Raw genomic sequence first — 17,100 nt, forward strand, 5'->3', positions numbered from 1 at the left:
GTGCCAGGTCAAACGATCTTGGAAGGGCCGACCGGCCGGCGCGCCGTGCTCATGGCCTGCCGCATCGCCATGTGCATGTTGGGTGTGAACCGTTCCTTGATGACCCGCGCCGATATGCCAGGCACGTCAAGGCGCTTGCGGTAGGTCGGCGTCTTGACGAACAGCACGACCGGCTTCACCGACGACCCGAGCTGCCCGAACTCCTCGCGCAGCCAGATGCCGAGCGGCTTCTTCCCACCGCCTGGCCGACCGACGAAGTAAGACATGCCTCGCTTGCCCTTCACGCCAGCACTCAGTGCGTCCTTGCGCTTCTGCGTGATGTTCGACCGATAGCCTTGCTCGCCGAACGCACGGAGATACGACAGCAGCTGGACGACCTGACCTTGCGCCATGTTTCCATAGGCGTCGATCTTTGCGGCCGCGCCTGGAACTGCGGCCATGCCAGCGGGCAACAGGCCGACGCGTTGCAGCGACCGCTCGAATGCCTTGAGCTTTCTCGTGCCGCCGAACACCTGCGGCGCCAGGTAGTCACGAGCGTGGCTGCCTTTGCCGAACGAGTCCCGAAAGTCCACCTCCGCGACCAACTTGGTCTTGGTGGCGGGCCATAGGCGAAAGCCGCGCATCGTGTACGGCGTGGGCCGGTCGATGACCGACGGCAGCGCGGCCTCGACTGCACGCTTGGCTTCCTGAGCAGTGCGCGTCAACGCAACCGCCGTGGCATACGGCACCTGGTCCTGCGCAACGCTGGCCCACCCATCGACCACGCCCGCAAGGTTGCTCGTGACTCCGAACTTCATCATCGCCACACCTCAGAATGCAAAAAACCGCCTCCGATCTCCCGGGGCGGGTGACAAGGACCGTGTGTGTCCTATCGACGCTTGCTTTCGACCAGTGCGCGCTGCGCCAGGTTCTCGGCCATCCGCTTGGCATCGCGAGCAACTCGAAGCCCCTTTTGTCGATCCTTCGCAGCTTGGCTGAGCGGCTCACCGGTGGATGCTTTTGCGCTGGCGATAGCCCGCGCGAGCGTCAATTTTTGGGAGAAACCTTGAAGGCCCATGCTGTGAAGGAATTTTTACCAACTGCCTGAAATGTAGCGACAAGGTCTATGTCGGAAAACTCCTTTTCTCACGAGCCTCGCGACGGTCACGCAGCCACAGGGTCAGGGCAAGGTCCGCCTGGTCGAGTCGGGCCTTGATCGTGGACTCGGCAACACCGCAATGCCTGGCCGCTTCCCGAGCGGTCATTGCCAGCGGGTAGATGCATTGCAGCGTCGTGTACAGGTGCTCGCGCCCGGGCTTCAACGCCTCGACCGCTTCGTTCGTCAGCGACGCATCCACCTCGTCCACCGGAATTCTGGCCTCACGGTAACGGTCACCGTCGAATTGACCGAGGAAAGCCGACTGGCTGGCGAAGCCCAGCCCACCGCCGGCCTCACGCGCCTTCCACAGCGCCCAATTGTTCAGACGCAGCTGCATGTACTCAATCCGGGCCATGGGCATCCTTGCGCGCCGTGGGCGCCAACATGAAGAGGAACGTCGCGCCGAACTGGACGATCTGCGCCGCCAGGTCGGCCGTCACCGTCGTGGCGAAGGGCGTGCCGACGATGCGGCCGCCCTCGAAGGCATAGAAGCAGTCGGGCTCACCGCGCAGGCCCCGCCGCACCGTTGCGTACACGTCGTTGCCTTCGACCGCTGCACGCTCCCGGATCGCCTGATGCACACCGGGCAAGCTGTCCCGGATCAGCTTGATTTGCCGGCCCTCTTCGGCCTTTTGCTTTTCCGCGTCCATCCGTCCACCTCTTTCTATAGACCTCACACAAGATCACACACACAAACTCGCGAGCGCGTCGGCGCGCGCGTGCCTGCATATGCGCGCCCCCACATAGAAGGGCTCGCGAATCGACCGGACAATGCAGCGGCTTCGACTGCCGAGACGGCGTCCTGCCGGCAGTGGTGCGCTCCATGGCAAAGGGTGGACGCCTGGACGGATTGGCCGTCCAGGCGTCTGCAATGCCTGTCCAGACGGGCTATGTCATGGCATCACGAGGCGACATCCCCGCTACCGTGACGCACAGGCAGTCGCGAATCGCGCCTCCAACAGCCAGTGCGTCACGGCGCGTTTGTTGAGCCACGATCTTTTCCGGCGCTGCGTGCACCGATCGTTGATCAGAATGGCTCATCGTCGCCCCCTCCATACGACTCCACCTCCGCAGGCGGTTGGTCGTGCTTCGGTCCATCACCAGGCGGCCGTGGCTGCTGGGTGGTCCGTTCGTCGTCTTCATCCTCATCGTCGTCGCCGGGTGCCGGCGGCCACACGGGCGGCGCCTTGTACCCGCGTCGACGCTGGCCACCGCCCTCGCGCCCGACGGTCCAACCCATGAACTCCAGCCAGCTGCGCACCTGGTTCTCCAGCAGCGTGGTGGACTTCGCCGCATCGGCGCCAAGTGCGGCCACCAGGCCATGGAGCGTGAGGAACGTGGTGTGCTGCGAATACTCGACCGTAAGCCTCGCTTCCGCGCCGGCCGCGCCCTCGCGCGTGAGCAGCTCGTAAAGGCGGCTCTGCACTGATGTGTCGGCCAGCCGCTTCATTTGTTCGGGCACGAAGAACTCGTCTTCTTCCTCGCGCGTCGGGTAGTAGCGCTCTTTGGCCTTGTACGCAGCGACGGCCTCCGCGAACAGCTGATCGCGGAATTTCTCCAGCCAGGCCAGCAGGATCGGCGAGTTGATCCAGATTGGCCAGAACCGGCGGTTGCCGGTGAGGTCGTACAGGTAGCGCCGCTTGTTCGTCGTGCAGAAGATCACGCACTGACGTGGGTGCGGCTGGACGAACTTACCGTAGGCGCCCCGGAAGCGGTCGATGGTCGACGAGAAGAACGCCTTCACCTGCTCGCTGTCGGCGCGCCGGAACGCAGTCATCTCCGAAAGCTCATAGGCCCACAGGCCCTCCAGCTGCTCCATGCCCTCTTTGCCGTTGCCGATGTCGAAGTGCGTGTCACTGAAGAACTGCTTGCCGACCAGCACCTTCACGAACGTGCTCTTGCCGATGCCGCCCGGCCCCTCGAAGACCGGCGAATAGTCGAATTTGCAACCAGGCTCGAAAACCCGGGCGACCAAGCCCATCAACAGGAAGCGGCCGACCAGTTCGAGATACCTGCGCCGGCGCGGTTTGAGCTTTTCCGGGTCCATGCCCAACACGTGGATCAGCCACTTGTCGAGCCGCGGCTTGCCGTCATGTTGGAGATCGTTGAGCCAGTCGCGCACAGGGTGAAAGCGAACCTCGTCAGCCACGGTGTCGATTCCTTCAGTGAGTGCGGCACGAGAGGCCGACTTCAGCTTGTAGGTCTGCTCAAGATAGTCGCCCAGGCGCAGGTCATCGGTATCGCCCAGTGGCCCCGGACTGGCTCGCCACGGCCAGGCCACGCGCGTACAGGGCGCCCCCCTCAACTCGTCGAAGCCCACGCATTGCTGAAGGTCAGGCGCCTTGCGTAGCGCGGCAACGATCAGCTTGCGCGTCACGCCAATCTGGTACGGCTTGCAATCGTTCTGCGCGCACATGAAATCGATGTGTTCCTGGAACGCGTCCTCACCGTCCCCAGCGCTAGCGGGGGGATCGCGCGGCGGGCCATCGCCACCGTTGCCAGCGCCTCCGCCGCCTGCGGACGCACCCTTGCCTTTCTTCGTCGACGCGGCCGCCTGCGCGGCTTTATCTGCATCGCTGAGAGGCAACGCCTGCGCACGCGCGAAGAGATTCATGACGCGCGTGAAAGGCCAGCTGTCGGTGTGGATCGCGTCACCGCAATCCCAGCCGTCGGGCACCTCGAGCGGCTTCGGTATCGGCAGGATCTGCACCGTGCAGCCATGCGCGTCGCGCAGGGCAGCACCGAGCGCAAGCATGGTCGCAAAGCCCGGCTGCTTGTGCTCTGGCAGCAAAGGCTTGATGGCCTCGGCCAGCTTGATCGCCTCGCTGTCGCCCAGCAGCGCATCGCGCTCGACCTTCGTCAGCTTCTCGCGCTTGGCATCACAGTCTGGCCAGAGCAACACCGTGTGCCCCGCGATCCACTCCCAGGTGGCTTTCGACCAGGCCTTGCCACCGCCTGGCCAGCTGACCACGCAGAAGATGCCGGGCGCAGTCGCATCGAGCAGCTGCTGAAGCGAGTCGGCTTTCTTCTCGCCCTCTACGCAGATGACCGTTCGCCCGGCAGGATGCGCGGCGCCCGGGTAGTACAGCGGCCGTGGCTCGTCCCATTGCTTCCAGTGCCACTTGGCGGCGCCATCGCGCGCGCTGATGCACCACGTGTAGGGCAGCACGTCCTTACTGCCGTCGCTCTTAAGGAAGCGCACCGTGTAGCCGAGCAAGTGGTCGCCCACGCGGTACGTGGCTGTGTAGACGAGATCCTCCGGTGCACGTGCGAAGTGCCTGAACGTGGCCAGCGGCGCGTTCGTTGGCACGGGCATGACGGTGGTCCAGCCTTCGTCCTCGCGAGCGGGCTTCGCTGACGCGGGTGGAGGTCTTGGCGGTGGCGGTGGTGCAGTTCCGTCGGCGACCTTGATCAAGCCGGCGACATCCTCGAGCCCGGTCTCGCGAGCGACGGCCACAACCGCCTTTCCTGGCTCGAGCCCGAACACCGCCGCGTACAGGCTGATCAGATCGCCGCCGGCCTCGCCAGTCGCGAAGTCGCTCCAGCGGCCGTTCTTCAGGTTGACGGAGAAGCTCTTGCCCTCCCCGCCCGACAGTGAGCCGCAGACGTACTCGTTGATCTGCCGCACGCCGCCGGGCAGCCACAGCGGCACGAGCTCATCGGCCCGGGCCAGCAGCGCTTCGGCGAGTGCGGTGAAATTGATGGGTGGTAGCGGTGCGCGTGACATCAGGGACCGTCAGACCGAGGGCGATGCCCATGTGGTGACGATGGCCTGGAGCGCGCAACGAGACTCGACCTGCTGCGCCGGCTTGCGCGGGCAGTATTCCGCGACCGGCCGATTTCGATACGGCACCTTGCGGGTGCGCGCGATGTGCAGCACGCCAACGCGGCACATGTCGCTCACCGTGCGCCGAGCAGCGAGCAGACCCACCTGCGATGCTGCGGCCAGCTCACGCAACGTCGGTGCACTGTCGGCGGTGGCCAGTTCCGACGACGCCCGGTACAGCGCCTGGCGCACTTCCCCTGCCGGCCTCATTTCGCACCTCGTGGCTTGCCTGCCTTATTCAATGCAGCGCATGCCCGGCGCATGGCCTGTGCCGAAGCGACCAGCTCGCCCAGCTTGCGATCGATGCGGGCCATCTCGTTGTCGCTGATGCCACCATCGGCCAAATCCGCGCAGGCCTCAGCCACTAGGTTGTGCGCCTCCATCGACGTCTGAGCGACAGTCAGCATGGCCTCGTTGAGCGGCATGGCCGGCAGCGAAGGCAGAGGCAAAAGCAGGCATTGCGAACTCGCCGCTACTGCCGTCGGGTAGGCCAGCGCGTCGACCGTATGCAGCTCGCCGCACATGCGCGAAAGCTCTGCCGCGTCGAAGGCGCCCCACTTGAAGCCCGGAGCACCGCGGAGCTCCTTTTCCATAGTCGACGCCGACTTGTCCAGGCGCGGCGCGACCGCATCGATGCCGCCCGGGTACGAGCGCGCTTGGCGCCGTGATGCATCCAGAATATTCATATCTCCCTCGATGAAAAGCCGCCATAGGCACGGCGTTGAGACGCAGCCAAACTCGCGCCGTGAATACAAAGAAAAGACCTCATCGCCCCGGCCCGCCCAACACCACGCACCTGCCCGCGCGTGGCGATTTGGAGGAGGAAAAATGGCAAAGCACAGGCGAACCGGTTTCGGTGGCGACGAGGAAAAAAGGGCTCAGCGGCATGGCTCGGGTGTCAGGCGTTGGGGTCGCGGACAAGCACGCGGCGCTCCATTCGGAGGCGATGGCGCCATTCGTCGAGATTGGTGCTGTAGGTATCCGGCATCGGCGACCGCGTTCCGTTTGAAAGCGAGACGAAGTGCACCCACGTCAAACCTCCGTCGGTGATTCGGACGCCAACGATCTCAATCGTCCTGCAGCTGTGCGTGCTCAGCCAACGTTGACCGACCACCGGATCGCGGAAGTCCAGGCCGAAGATGCGGCGGACGAATCGCGCAAATGGGCGCACGGAGGCCATTCACGCGCCCTCGTGGACGGGCCAGGGCCCTCTTGCCCCGTCGATGACCGGAGGGTTGAAGTTGCCTTCAAACTCCGGCCAAATATCCTGCCAGTCGGCCGGTCGAAGGTCGCGCCTCGTGACCGAACCGCCGGTCGCTCGCTCAATCGCGATGCAATATTGCGGGCTTGGTATGCGTTTCGCATAGCCGTGCTGCCACTGCCGGATCTGCGTGTCGCTCTTTGCGCCGATCGCAATTCTGAGTTCGGAGACCGAAAGGGTCCCGGGTTGCCGGAGGTAGTCGATCAACTTCATGGGCAGCATGCTATAGCAAATGCTACCTACATCCAAGTAGCGGTTGCTACTTTATTTGCGAGTACTGTCAGAGAGATGGATATGCAGAATTTCGCAAGCTTCAGGCGTGCTCGATTGGAGCAACTTGCCGACAAGCTAGGCGGCAAAGCAACGCTCGGGCGGAAGCTTGGCTACAAGGATGGGGCGTTTGTCGGACAGATGATCCGAGGTGAGCGACCCATCACAGAAAAAACCCTTGCGGCTGTTCACGCGCTCCCAGGCTTCAAAGGTTGGTTCAGTGGGCTCGGGGATAACGAATCTCAGAATTCGGCCACTTCACTCGACAGCGACCCCATCATGGCGGACCTCGTGGATTCCTTTGGAATACGCCCAACTCCGGTGGTCCGACTTCGCAAAATTTTTGTGCTGAAGAATGCCACGGGCGGCTTCATTGAAGAGGATTTCTGGCTCGAGGATGAAGATCGTCTACGCGAAAGCACAGGACAGTTCGCACTCATTGCTTCGTCCGATCCACGCGCCTTTCTTGTTGAAGTTGGTGAATCAACGATGAGCCCCAGGTTCAACAGGGGTGAGTACGTCCTTGTGGAGCCAGGCACCCTTCCAGAGCTCGAGGACGACGTGCTTGTGCGTTTTGTGAACGGTGATATGGCGCTCCGACGGCTAGCATCGAGACGCGGCGGGCTGCGGCTTGCCCGGATTGAGGGCGGCGCAGTCGAGGAGTTTCCGACCTACGCAGTGAGTTGGATGTACTACGTTCCTCACGTCGTTCCAAGGTCTCGAATCCTTGATGTCGCACCAAAATAGCATTTGCTATTGCCTTGATCGGTAGCGTTTGCTACATTGGCCTCCGTTCAAACGACGGAGGCCGAAATGCCACATCCTTCCCGATCCGCCCAGGCGGCTCCATCACCATCCGACGCGCAGCCCGCGCCGACGTGCACCTGCACAGCGCTCTGCGGCGACGATCCAGGCATCCGCGATGCCAAGGTCACGCCGTGCGCGTGGTTCGTCGAATGCCAGCGGGCACGCTTCGCACGCGACGCGGCGCCTGACCTGCTGCTGGCCGTCGAGGGCCTGATTGAAGCGGCCGAGGCCGGCGCGCCGAGCCTTGAGGCCATCCGCATCGGCCCCGATGCGATTGCCATGGCGCGGGGGTTGTGATGCGCCGCCCTCCCCTGACCCGCGCCGAGATCGAGCACCTCTCCGACGTCCGCTACAAGATTGCGCAAGAGGTGGTCAAGGTCAACCAGCGCCGACGTCGCCGTGAGCGCCGCGAATGGTGGCGGGCCCGGCTCAAGCCGGTCACCGATTGCATCGTGGTGTGGCTCGCAGTGCTGGTGTTCGTCGTGCTCTGGAGCTACGCTCCGACCATCGACGACGGCGCCGAAGTCGTTGCTGCTGATGCTCAGGACTATCGAGAGGCAGCGCACGCAGCCGCTTCCCCCGAGGTGGCGCCGTGATGGTCGACGAACAGGACATCGCGCAGCTCCAGGAGGAGCACGAGCGCATGGCCAACAAGCTGCGCAACACCGAGGACTGGGCATTCAATGCCTTCGACGACTTCCTGCAGGTGCTGGGCGAGGTGTGCTGGACCGTCGGCATCGCTGTCGTCGTGATTGCCGTGCTGGCCTTGACATATGCGGTGCGCAACGTCGGAGCGGCCATCCCATGAACGCCGTGCAGACGTCTGCACTGCCCAACGAGCCCGATATGTTCGCCGGCACGCCCAGCGCGCCGCCCGACGTCATCGAGGTCGTGGGCACCCTCATCGCCGATGCCGAGGTGCGCGCGCGCCTGGTCGGCGAGCACAGCGTGCCGGTGCTGTGCGTCGAGGTGCGGCCCCTCTCTGGTTTGCACCGCTCCATCCACGCGGAGCTGGTCTACACCGAGACCACCCGCGCCCTGGCCGTGGCCAAGGCCGCCACGCTGCGCCGCGGCGCACGCATCACGGTCACCACGCCGCTCCAGGACATGCGCACGGTCTTCCCGCACGCGCAGTCGCTCACCCTCATCCCCATCCCTCCACACCATGCGTAAAAAACAAGTCATCGGCCTGTCCGGTTTTTCCGGCTCAGGCAAAGACACCGTCGCCGACCTGCTGGTCGTTCACTGCCACTTCCGTAAGCTGGCTTTCGCCGACGCCCTGCGCGGCGAGATCGCCAACGCGTTCGAGATCGACATTGCGACCCTGAGCGCGCCAGAGACGAAGCACGAGCCCACGCCCATGCTGGCGATGTCTCGCGCACCGATGGAGTTCCTGTCCGCCATCACGCACGCGCTCGGCGTTCACAGCTGCGGGATATCTGCGGCGGACTACCTTGCGTGGATCGAGAAGCCCCGTACGCCGCGCGAGATCATGCAGTGGTGGGGTACGGAATACCGCCGCGCTCGAACGCCGAACTACTGGTCGCACAAGCTGCTGCAGCGCATCTTCGACCACACCAAGGATGGCGAATCGCGCTTCGTCGTGACCGACTGCCGGTACATGAACGAGGTTCAGTCTGTGCGCATGCTCAGCGGTGTGCTGTGGCAGATCAACCGTCCCGGCATCGACACCAGCAACACGCCCGAGGGTGTGCACAGCAGCGCGACAGACGGATCGGAGTTCGGCCCTGACCTGGTGCTGAACAACAGCCACACCATCGCTCACCTGCAGCAGCTGGTGCTGAGCGAGTTCCTCGCCCGTGAAACCGGCATTCCCGGCATGACCGTGACGGTGCCCGCATGAACGCGATCGCCACCCCCACCCCACCCACCGATGACGCGGCCGCGTCGCCAGCACCAGGAGCCCCCATGTCCCTCACAGACACCTCGACCTCACCCGACGGGACGCCCATCCCTGACGACCTGGTGCGCATCGACGGCGAACAGTTCGACATGCTCGAGCTGGCCCTGGTCGTGCCGAGCCGCACGAACCCGCGCACTACCTTCAACGAGACGAAGCTCGCCGAGCTCACCGAGAGCATCAAGGCCAGCGGCGTGCACCAGCCCGTGCTGGTGCGCCCGCTGCCTGGTAGCCGCGTGGCCGAGACGTTCGCCGATCGGCGCAAGAGCGACCCGTTGCCCACGCACGAGATCGTGTCCGGCGAGCGCCGGTACCGGGCCAGCATCCGCGCGGGCAAGGCACGCATTCCGGCCATGATCCGCACGCTGACCGACAGCGAGGTACTGGAGATCCAGATCGTCGAGAACCTGCAGCGCGATGACCTGACCGAGCTGGAGGAAGCAGAGGGCTACCAGCGTCTGTGCACCGAGACCGGCGTGGCGAAGGAAGACATCGGCGCGAAGATCGGCAAGAGCCGCAGCTACGTGTACGCCCGCATGAAGTTGCTCGACCTGACGTCGGCCCCGCGCGAGGCGCTGCGCACCGGTGCCATTGACTCCAGCCGCGCCCTGCAGATCGCACGCATCCCCGATTCGGCGCTGCAGCAGAAGGCGCTCGACAAGGCCGTGGAGAAGGACTACCAGGGGTCAACGTGCAGCTACCGCAACTTCGTGCTCTGGGTGCACCAGAACGTCATGCTGCGGCTGGACAAGGCCCGCTTCAAGATCACGGACGCCACCCTGGTGCCCGAGGCCGGCAGCTGCAAGGAATGCCCGAAGCGCACCGGCGCGAATCCCGATCTGTTCGCCGACGTCGACAGCGCCGATGTGTGCATCGACCCGAAGTGCTTCAACAACAAGCAGGCGGTGCACGACGAAGCGCGCGTAGCCACGGCGCAGGCCGCGGGCCAGCAGATCATCACGGAGCGGGAGGCGAAGAAGCTGTGGGCCTACGACAGCATCTACACGAAGATCGACGGCTACACGCGCCTCGACCTGCCCGATGACCGCCTGGAGAGCAATAAGAAGCTCAAGAATGTGCTGGGCAAGGATGCGCCGCAGCCCATCCTGTTTCAGAACCCGTACAACCGTGGCGAGCTCATCGAAGTGCTACCGACGGAGAAGGTGAACGAGATCCTGAAAGAGCGCGGGCTCATCACGCCGACCCAGGCCAAGGCACAACGCAGCATCAGCGCCGGCGAGGCCAAGCGCAAGGCCGAAGAGAAATTTGAGCGCACTTGGCGCAAGCGCGCGATCACGAAGACCTACAACGCGATGGCCGACGACGCGAGCGATGAGGCCTTGAGCGATGGCGTGATCCGTCTGATCTGCAAAGAGCTGATCGGCGGCCTGACGGCGGATGAACGCACCCACACGTGCGAGCTGCTCGGCCTTGGGAAGATCGGAGAACAGACGGCGATCCTGACGCACATTCAGGAATGCGAACCGCGCCAGGCATCGCGCGTCGCGCAGCTGCTGCTGATGCAGCATGACACGCGCTATCTCGTTTCGTACGGCACCGGCAAGGCCACCGAAACGCTGCGCATCGACGCCGTGGCCACTGATTTCTTCGTCGACCTGAAAGCTATCAAGGCCGAAGTGCGCGACGAGCTCAAGCCGGTCGTGAAGAAGCCCGGCGCTCGCGCCAAAGCAGCCGCTCCCACCGAGGCCATGAAGCCCAAGCCGGTGGTTCAGAAAAAAAACGTCGCCCCGCCTGCGGCGCAGAAGATACGCGCGCGAAAGACTTCGGCCGAAGAGGTCACAGCACAGGTCGCGGCCGCGTTCCAAGCACTTGACCAGGCGCCTAACGGCGCAAAGCTTGAAGAGGTGGTGGCTGACGCCGCGGCGAGCGCCACGCCCGACGCCGGCGCTGCGTCGGTGGCCGAGGTCATTGACCAGGCGCCTGTCGGCGCAGGCGGGGAGGAAGCGGCTGGCGCCGCCGGTGACGCTGCAGCCACGGCGGAGGGGGCGCCGGTTGAAACCAATTTGGCTCCAGCAGCGACGCAAGGGTTGAGTCCCGCGACGGCGTGGCCATTCCCCAAGGCAAAGGCCACCGAAATACAGGATGACGCGGCTTTGATTCCAACGAACGGGCCATGGGTGAGCGAGCAGCCTGTCTGGGTCACAAAGGACGCCAACGCTCTCCCAGCTTCACACCAGAAGTACTGTGGCCGTCACGGATGGGTGCGGGGTATCTCTGGCGAGAAAGTCATCGTCGCATTCAAAGGCAACCGACCAGGTCAAGCCCACTTTGAAGGCAGCTTGCTGCTGAAGTCCGATCCAACGCTGTCTCCTGCCGACGCCAAGGCGGCATCGCCACAGGTCGACGATGCGAAGCCGGCTCTCAAGTCGCAAGCGCCCTCGATCGCAGCTGACGGCGCGGCCAATCGCTTCACGGCCGACATGCGTGTGCGTGTGAAAGAGACAGTCAAGCGCCTCCCTCAGATGGGCTACATCCTGCTCCAGGGCGTCGTGAAGGAGTCGTACGGCAGGGAAGACGCGTCGAACCCGGAAAGCCAGCTGGTGTCGGTCTACTTCGAGGATGTGTCTGGCCGGCTCAAGAAGACCCAGCAGTTCACAGCCGACGAGCTGGAGGTGCTGGCATGAAGCCCGTCTCGCACCCATCGAACACCCGCGTGTTGCAGGCGCCTGCAGGCTGGGATCAGAGTGGCACCCCTGTAGAGCCGCTGGGCATCACGGACATGATGTGCCCGGGCGATGTGCCCGCAGTCATGTCGTTCTGGGAGCCTGACGAGGTCGACCGGGCCAACATCGCCGGCGGCGGCCTGGTCGGGCTTTCGATCATCGGGCGGACCATGCAGCCTGCCGTGGTGGTGTCAGTCGCGCCGGACGAAAGGGTTTGGCCTCGCGATCATCCCGCAGTGGCTGTCGGCATTGAGGACGCGGCACGGTGGGTCGATGCACGCCGGGAAGTCTTCGATGCCGAGCACGGCATGACAGACCCAGAAACCGGGGCTTTCGAGTACGGCACGGGCCCTGGCGCCGTTGCTCGCAGCGAATACAGCGCCGAGCTGCAGGAGATCGCCGAAGGCATTCGGGGCCTCATGTCGACCAACACGCGACCACGCTTCGGGAGCACCCGGCCTATGGCGGTGGATCTGAGCCAAGATGACCGGGACAAACTCTTCGCAGAGCTCTTCGGAAGGTACGGGATCACGAGCCCAGTGGAGGATGTCGTCGAAACAGTGATGCGCTTTCTCGAAACAAGTGGCGTGATTCAGACCTCGCCTGTCAACTCAGTGAGCGAATCCGCAGCGGAGTCTCCAACGCATGGCATGACGCTCGGCGAGCGCATCGCGCACGTCGGCGGTCGGACCAACGCGCAGGGCTACATCGAGTTCGGCAGCCCGATGGCCGTCGACGCGCTGATCAGGCACGCCATCCGTGATCGGGACACCGCGAGCCAGGCCCAGCCGACCCGCGAAGAGGTTGAGGCCGAGGTGGTGACGGACGCCGAACTTGCGCCGCTAGCCGCCGCCCTGCATGCGCGTCTGACCGCACCGGTGCATCCGCTGCAAAAACTGCACGATCTGCTTTTCGCGGCGCAGCGCACCACCGGCGAGGCCCGGGAGAAAGCGATCAACGAGGCGCGCATCGTGCTTTACCGGCTGCGCGCCCAGCAGGCGTCTGCGGCAGAGCCCGCGAAATACGACGACGTGCTCATTCCATTTGTGGAGCTGATGCGCGCCGAGCTGCATGCCAACTCCAGCAAGGGCGACCGGCCCGGCTGGTTGTTGATGTCACGCGACCGTGCGCTGCTCGAAATCTACTATCACGTCTCCAAGCTGTCGGTGGCGATCAAGAACGACGATGCGGCTGGGATTGCCGAGCACTCAGCGGACGTGGCGAACATGGCCATGATGGCGCTTGATGTTTGCGGAGCGCTCGTCGACACCGCTCCACAGCAGGCTGCGGATTCGAGTAAGGGAGGTGCGGCATGAGCCACGGCCGCCCCCGCCGCCGCGAACGGCGCGTTTACATCAACGTGGTCGACCTGGCCATCGACAGGGCAACCCTGCTGACGCCGGCCGAGATCGACGAGATCATCAACCCGCTGCGCGCCGCGATGCGCGCCCTGCGTGAAGGCGTTGCTACCGAGACCGACTGGAGTTTTGCGGCATCGGCCGTAAACGTGGCCAAGGCCATTGAACACCAGGGCGTGGTGCGAGGCCTGTCCGAACATCTACACGTCGCCGAGCTCGCGCTGCAGGGCATCAAGGCACGTGCGATGAGCTCGAGCGAATGGCATCCCACAGCGCTGTACTACCAGGAGCTCGACACGCTGACCACCCTGGTCGAGCTGCATGCGTTCCAGCTGCAGAAGCTGAGCTATGGCGAATTCCGTCGGGCGTTGGCCAGCGCCGTCGACGAGGTGCGATCGACGGGCGGCCGAGTGATAGACATCGCGCCGGCGGCGCCAAGGATGGCGGCATGAAGGCGGTCACGATTTGCCAGCCGTACCCGCGGCTGATCATGATCGGCGTGAAGCACGCCGAGAACCGCACCTGGTCGACCCGATACCGCGGCCCGCTGGCCATCCACGCCGGCAAGAGCCGGCTGTACCTGGTCGACGACGACGAGACCGAGGCCATCGAGTCTGGCGGTCCGTTGGTGTTCGGCGCTGTCGTGGCGTTGTGCACGCTGGCCGGATGCGTGCACGTCAGCCAGATCCATTGCGGCATGCTCGACGAACAGTTTCCACAGCTGCGCGATCGCGCGCATTGCTACGGGCCGTTCTGCTGGGTGCTGACCGATGTGCGCCGCCTGGTCACACCCCTGCCCTGGCGCGGCGCGCAGGGCTTGTTCGACATCCCCGACGACGTGCTGGGCGCGGTCGACCTGGAGGCACCACGATGACACACACCTGCCACGCCACCGGCTGCAACAAGGCTTGCCCGCCGAAGCACCTCATGTGCGGACCTCACTGGCGCATGGTGCCGCAAGCCCAGAAGAACGAGATCTGGCGCTACTACCGCCCTGGCCAGGAGGTCGACAAGAACCCGTCGCACGACTACCTGCGCGTGATGAAGGCGACCATTGACCTGGTGGCGCGCGTCGAGGGCGTGCAAGGATCGCTGCTATGAAACTCCTTCGACTTCCCGATGTTTCAAACAGAGTGCGATTGGGAAAATCCACAATCTATGCGTTCATCAAGTGCGGTAAGTTTCCAGCCCCTATCAAACAAGGAAATGGAAATTATTGGCTCGACACAGAGATTGACGCTTATATCCGCTCACTCGTGGAGAATAGGGCAAACCAGTCCGTCGGCGAATGATGTATCACAAACGAGAATCAATCTATAGGCATGGACCAACAATAGCTCTTCCAGGCCGGGGTGTAAAGCCCCCTGATAGCCCGACGTCTGTTTATCGCATTCAGCAGAGGAATCAAACCCTCGATCAAAACATAACCCAAATCCTGGATGGTAATTTCAGCACTATTTAGTCGTCCGACCCAAGAAAGGGCATTTATTCGATTTCGGGATGGAGGCAAAGTAGACTCATCCCAATGCACGCCGCCCCTACTATTTGCCGCAAAGTCAATGAAGTCATCCAAATTAATTGGCGTGCCACCGTGATGAGCTACCACTTGCTTTCGCAAACTTGACAGATTGACCAAAATTCGAGGCGGGTCTTCAAATCCTTCGCGCAGCCGCCATACGTGCATGGTTGGCATTAAATCCAAGTCATGCTTGCCACGTTCTTTATGGTCTGGTGGTACTTCGAATCTGATCGGCAACCTATACTCTCGATTCACTGCGTCTACAAGGTTTGCGCCATCTACAATTAACTGACGAATGAGGCCAGCAGCCCGCCGCAGGGAGTATGAACTAGCCACGTTCAATTTTTCTTCTAAATCGAAAAGAGTTTCAATAAAGAGCCATTCAAGCTCAGTGCATTCAATTTCATGCGCCGCTCTTTCCAACTCGGGTTTGTTCCGAATACGTTCACTTGACTCAAATACCCGCAAGGGTCCCGAGGAATTCTCAAGCTCCACTCCTTCTATCGCCGCAGTAATACCATCCTTCGACCAGGTAACGATGACAATTAGACGCGCGGGCCCGGCGATCTGAATCCTTTGGAAGCGCGCCCTATGCACTTCGCTGGGCGAGACTATTACGGCAAAGAAATTCCCATTCGCGTTCAGGCCCAGCTGAATAGCTGTATCCCCCTGTTGTGTCGAGAAGAGGTGGAGCGGATATGGCGCAGGAAGGCATTCCAAAGTTACGACGAGAGAGCCTTCGAAATTCGTCATTGAAACTCCCCATTCGTAGCCGTCCCAGCATAACCTTCCAGCCAGTCTGCCCATAATTGCATCATGGCGACCCTATCGTCCCAATATTCAGCGCGGTTGTAAGCGCCTTTGAGGCGCAGGTCGACTTCGTGAGCAAGTTGCTTTTCAATGAAGCGCACGTCGACCTTCAGCTTTTCGTCCAATACGGTCCTTGCCATCGCCCGGAAGCCGTGCGGTGAATGCTTCGACTCGTAGCCACACGCATTGAGCCGGCCAGTGAGCGTTCCTTCCGACAGTGGCTTTCCATAGCGGCGGCCAGGAAACACCCACCCAACGTTGCCCACCACGCCCTGGTGCTGCCGCAGCAGCTGCACCACCTGCGTGGCCAGCGGCACCCAATGTTCCTCCTTGCCCTTCATACGCTCGCCTGGAATGGTCCATCGGGCTTCCTCAAGGTCGAATTCCGACCAGGTCGCCGCGCGGATCTCGGTCGGCCGCTGAAACACCGCAGCGCTGAAGAGGAGCGCCGTGCGTATCGTCCAATGCTCAGTGCTGCGGATCGCTCGCATCAGCGCCGGCACGGCCGCGGCATCGGTGATCGCGGGGAAGCTGCGTGTCTTGCGCGTCTTGAAGCTCTTGAGCGTTCCCATGGGCACAGGCGAGGCGAGGAGCAGCGGCCGCTTCTCGTCGTCGATACCGAACTCGAAGAGCTCGCGCAGCCACATGCGAACGCGCCTCACCATGTCCAAGGCGCCCCGTGCCTCGATCGTCCGCAGGATGGCCAAGATGTCCGCTCGAGTGACCAGGTGCGGCGCTCGAGCGCCGAGCGTCGGGAAGACATCCTTGATCAGGGCAGCCTCTATGTTGCCGCGGTAGACCACGGAGATCTCGCTTTTGGACGTGGCCAGCCAGTCGTCGAAGAGCATGCGCAAGGTGTCGTCGCTCTTTGCCAGCTGACGCTCCACGCGTGCGGCCGCACGCTTGGCGGCAGGGTCGACGCCGGCGGCGACGGCGCGGCGCGCCTCCTCGGCTTTCTCGCGGGCCAGCTGCAGCGTCATGGTGGGCCATCGGCCCAGCGTCAGGTCAGTGCGCGTCGTGACCTTGGAATAGCGCCAGATCCACGAGGCGTTGCCGTTGACCGCGACCACCAGCATGAGGCCGTCGCCGTCGCCAATGCGCCTGACTTTCTGCGTCGCGGCGGCCGTCTTGATTTCTTCAGCCAGCCTTGCCTTGAGGCCCAGCGCTGTGAGAGTGTGTCTTGCCATGGCCGCGCTTTTACCACAGGCGATTTTCCGGCCGTTACCACAGGCATGCGCGCTACCACGGCTGCTACCACGCTTTACATCCGGCTTGCCCCGGATCGGACTGGAAAGCGATGGAACGTTCTGGACAGTACAGACGACAAAAAAGCCCGGTAGATCAACGATCTATCGGGCTTCTCTGATAGCACCTGAATGAATTCAGAAGCTGTATTGGCGGAACCGGAGGGATTCGAACCCTCGATGAGGCTCTACACCCCATACTCCCTTAGCAGGGGAGCACCTTCGGCCACTCGGTCACAGTTCCTGGCAAGCCGATATTATG

General features: G+C 63.2%; 23 protein-coding genes and 1 tRNA gene. 13 read left to right on the forward strand and 11 right to left on the reverse strand.

Translation table 11 applies throughout. The features are described 5' to 3' along the window. Nucleotides 1-8 precede the first annotated feature (8 nt). The gene (locus J2W36_RS24300) at nt 9-800 is read right to left on the reverse strand and encodes a hypothetical protein (RefSeq protein ID WP_307692359.1); all 792 of its coding nucleotides are present in this window, start codon (nt 798-800) and stop codon (nt 9-11) included. 14 nt (nt 801-814) lie between these two features. On the opposite strand from J2W36_RS24300, the gene J2W36_RS24305 reads away from it, so the two are divergent. Then, on the forward strand, nt 815-1,087 hold the full coding sequence (locus tag J2W36_RS24305) for a hypothetical protein (protein WP_307692360.1): 273 nt from the start codon (nt 815-817) through the stop codon (nt 1,085-1,087). Between the two features lie 16 nt (nt 1,088-1,103). Here J2W36_RS24305 and J2W36_RS24310 read toward each other — a convergent pair whose 3' ends face one another. The 7 genes from J2W36_RS24310 to J2W36_RS24340 all read right to left on the reverse strand — a co-directional run bounded on the left by J2W36_RS24310 (nt 1,104) and on the right by J2W36_RS24340 (nt 6,438). Beyond that, nucleotides 1,104-1,475, reverse strand: a complete 372-nt coding sequence (locus tag J2W36_RS24310; RefSeq protein WP_307692361.1) for a hypothetical protein — start codon at nt 1,473-1,475, stop codon at nt 1,104-1,106. A gap of 4 nt (nt 1,476-1,479) precedes the next feature. Next, nucleotides 1,480-1,788, reverse strand: a complete 309-nt coding sequence (locus tag J2W36_RS24315) for a hypothetical protein (protein WP_307692362.1) — start codon at nt 1,786-1,788, stop codon at nt 1,480-1,482. Between the two features lie 377 nt (nt 1,789-2,165). Then, nucleotides 2,166-4,865, reverse strand: coding sequence for a VapE domain-containing protein (locus J2W36_RS24320; RefSeq protein WP_307692363.1), 2,700 nt, complete (start codon nt 4,863-4,865; stop codon nt 2,166-2,168). Between the two features lie 9 nt (nt 4,866-4,874). Further along, a complete protein-coding gene (locus J2W36_RS24325; RefSeq protein ID WP_307692364.1) occupies nt 4,875-5,174 on the reverse strand; it encodes a hypothetical protein in 300 nt (99 codons plus the stop codon). Beyond that, nucleotides 5,171-5,719: a phage regulatory CII family protein gene (locus J2W36_RS24330; RefSeq protein WP_307692365.1), complete on the reverse strand. Its 549-nt coding sequence runs from the start codon at nt 5,717-5,719 to the stop codon at nt 5,171-5,173. Before J2W36_RS24330 ends, J2W36_RS24325 begins: the two co-directional genes overlap by 4 nt. A gap of 143 nt (nt 5,720-5,862) precedes the next feature. Then, entirely contained in the window at nt 5,863-6,144 is a 282-nt protein-coding gene (locus tag J2W36_RS24335) for a hypothetical protein (protein ID WP_307692366.1), read from the reverse strand. Then, complete coding sequence (locus tag J2W36_RS24340; RefSeq protein WP_307692367.1) at nt 6,145-6,438, reverse strand: transcriptional regulator; 294 nt, start codon at nt 6,436-6,438, stop codon at nt 6,145-6,147. It lies immediately after the preceding gene. A gap of 81 nt (nt 6,439-6,519) precedes the next feature. Here J2W36_RS24340 and J2W36_RS24345 point away from each other — a divergent pair, with 81 nt between their 5' ends. The 12 genes from J2W36_RS24345 to J2W36_RS24400 all read left to right on the forward strand — a co-directional run bounded on the left by J2W36_RS24345 (nt 6,520) and on the right by J2W36_RS24400 (nt 14,557). Further along, entirely contained in the window at nt 6,520-7,242 is a 723-nt protein-coding gene (locus tag J2W36_RS24345; protein ID WP_307692368.1) for a S24/S26 family peptidase, read from the forward strand. Between the two features lie 66 nt (nt 7,243-7,308). Then, nucleotides 7,309-7,599 carry a hypothetical protein gene (locus tag J2W36_RS24350; protein ID WP_307692369.1) on the forward strand — a complete coding sequence of 97 codons (291 nt, stop codon included), beginning with the start codon at nt 7,309-7,311 and terminating at the stop codon, nt 7,597-7,599. Beyond that, nucleotides 7,599-7,898 (forward strand): hypothetical protein, encoded by a 300-nt coding sequence (locus tag J2W36_RS24355; protein ID WP_307692370.1) that lies wholly within the window; start codon nt 7,599-7,601, stop codon nt 7,896-7,898. Before J2W36_RS24350 ends, J2W36_RS24355 begins: the two co-directional genes overlap by 1 nt. Beyond that, complete coding sequence (locus J2W36_RS24360) at nt 7,895-8,110, forward strand: hypothetical protein (protein ID WP_307692371.1); 216 nt, start codon at nt 7,895-7,897, stop codon at nt 8,108-8,110. The genes J2W36_RS24355 and J2W36_RS24360 overlap by 4 nt, the downstream gene beginning before the upstream one ends. Continuing rightward, the gene (locus J2W36_RS24365; RefSeq protein ID WP_307692372.1) at nt 8,107-8,475 is read left to right on the forward strand and encodes a hypothetical protein; all 369 of its coding nucleotides are present in this window, start codon (nt 8,107-8,109) and stop codon (nt 8,473-8,475) included. Before J2W36_RS24360 ends, J2W36_RS24365 begins: the two co-directional genes overlap by 4 nt. Next, nucleotides 8,468-9,166 (forward strand): deoxynucleotide monophosphate kinase family protein, encoded by a 699-nt coding sequence (locus J2W36_RS24370; RefSeq protein WP_307692373.1) that lies wholly within the window; start codon nt 8,468-8,470, stop codon nt 9,164-9,166. Before J2W36_RS24365 ends, J2W36_RS24370 begins: the two co-directional genes overlap by 8 nt. A gap of 65 nt (nt 9,167-9,231) precedes the next feature. Beyond that, nucleotides 9,232-11,868, forward strand: coding sequence for a ParB/RepB/Spo0J family partition protein (locus J2W36_RS24375; RefSeq protein ID WP_307692374.1), 2,637 nt, complete (start codon nt 9,232-9,234; stop codon nt 11,866-11,868). Further along, entirely contained in the window at nt 11,865-13,223 is a 1,359-nt protein-coding gene (locus tag J2W36_RS24380; RefSeq protein WP_307692375.1) for a kinase/pyrophosphorylase, read from the forward strand. Before J2W36_RS24375 ends, J2W36_RS24380 begins: the two co-directional genes overlap by 4 nt. Further along, complete coding sequence (locus J2W36_RS24385; protein WP_307692376.1) at nt 13,220-13,717, forward strand: hypothetical protein; 498 nt, start codon at nt 13,220-13,222, stop codon at nt 13,715-13,717. The genes J2W36_RS24380 and J2W36_RS24385 overlap by 4 nt, the downstream gene beginning before the upstream one ends. Continuing rightward, a complete protein-coding gene (locus J2W36_RS24390) occupies nt 13,714-14,139 on the forward strand; it encodes an ASCH domain-containing protein (RefSeq protein WP_307692377.1) in 426 nt (141 codons plus the stop codon). Before J2W36_RS24385 ends, J2W36_RS24390 begins: the two co-directional genes overlap by 4 nt. Further along, entirely contained in the window at nt 14,136-14,366 is a 231-nt protein-coding gene (locus J2W36_RS24395; protein ID WP_307692378.1) for a hypothetical protein, read from the forward strand. The genes J2W36_RS24390 and J2W36_RS24395 overlap by 4 nt, the downstream gene beginning before the upstream one ends. Next, on the forward strand, nt 14,363-14,557 hold the full coding sequence (locus J2W36_RS24400) for a helix-turn-helix transcriptional regulator (protein WP_307692379.1): 195 nt from the start codon (nt 14,363-14,365) through the stop codon (nt 14,555-14,557). The genes J2W36_RS24395 and J2W36_RS24400 overlap by 4 nt, the downstream gene beginning before the upstream one ends. 17 nt (nt 14,558-14,574) lie before the next feature. Here the strand turns inward: J2W36_RS24400 and J2W36_RS24405 are convergent, their stop codons facing one another. The 3 genes from J2W36_RS24405 to J2W36_RS24415 form a co-directional block, all read right to left on the reverse strand. Continuing rightward, nucleotides 14,575-15,537: a hypothetical protein gene (locus J2W36_RS24405; RefSeq protein ID WP_307692380.1), complete on the reverse strand. Its 963-nt coding sequence runs from the start codon at nt 15,535-15,537 to the stop codon at nt 14,575-14,577. Beyond that, nucleotides 15,534-16,781 (reverse strand): tyrosine-type recombinase/integrase, encoded by a 1,248-nt coding sequence (locus J2W36_RS24410; protein ID WP_307692381.1) that lies wholly within the window; start codon nt 16,779-16,781, stop codon nt 15,534-15,536. The genes J2W36_RS24405 and J2W36_RS24410 overlap by 4 nt, the downstream gene beginning before the upstream one ends. Nucleotides 16,782-16,989: 208 nt before the next feature. After that, nucleotides 16,990-17,082 (reverse strand) — tRNA-Ser (locus J2W36_RS24415). Nucleotides 17,083-17,100: the final 18 nt, after the last annotated feature.

The organism is Variovorax ginsengisoli, assembly GCF_030811835.1.
Lineage (GTDB): Bacteria > Pseudomonadota > Gammaproteobacteria > Burkholderiales > Burkholderiaceae_C > Variovorax > Variovorax ginsengisoli_C.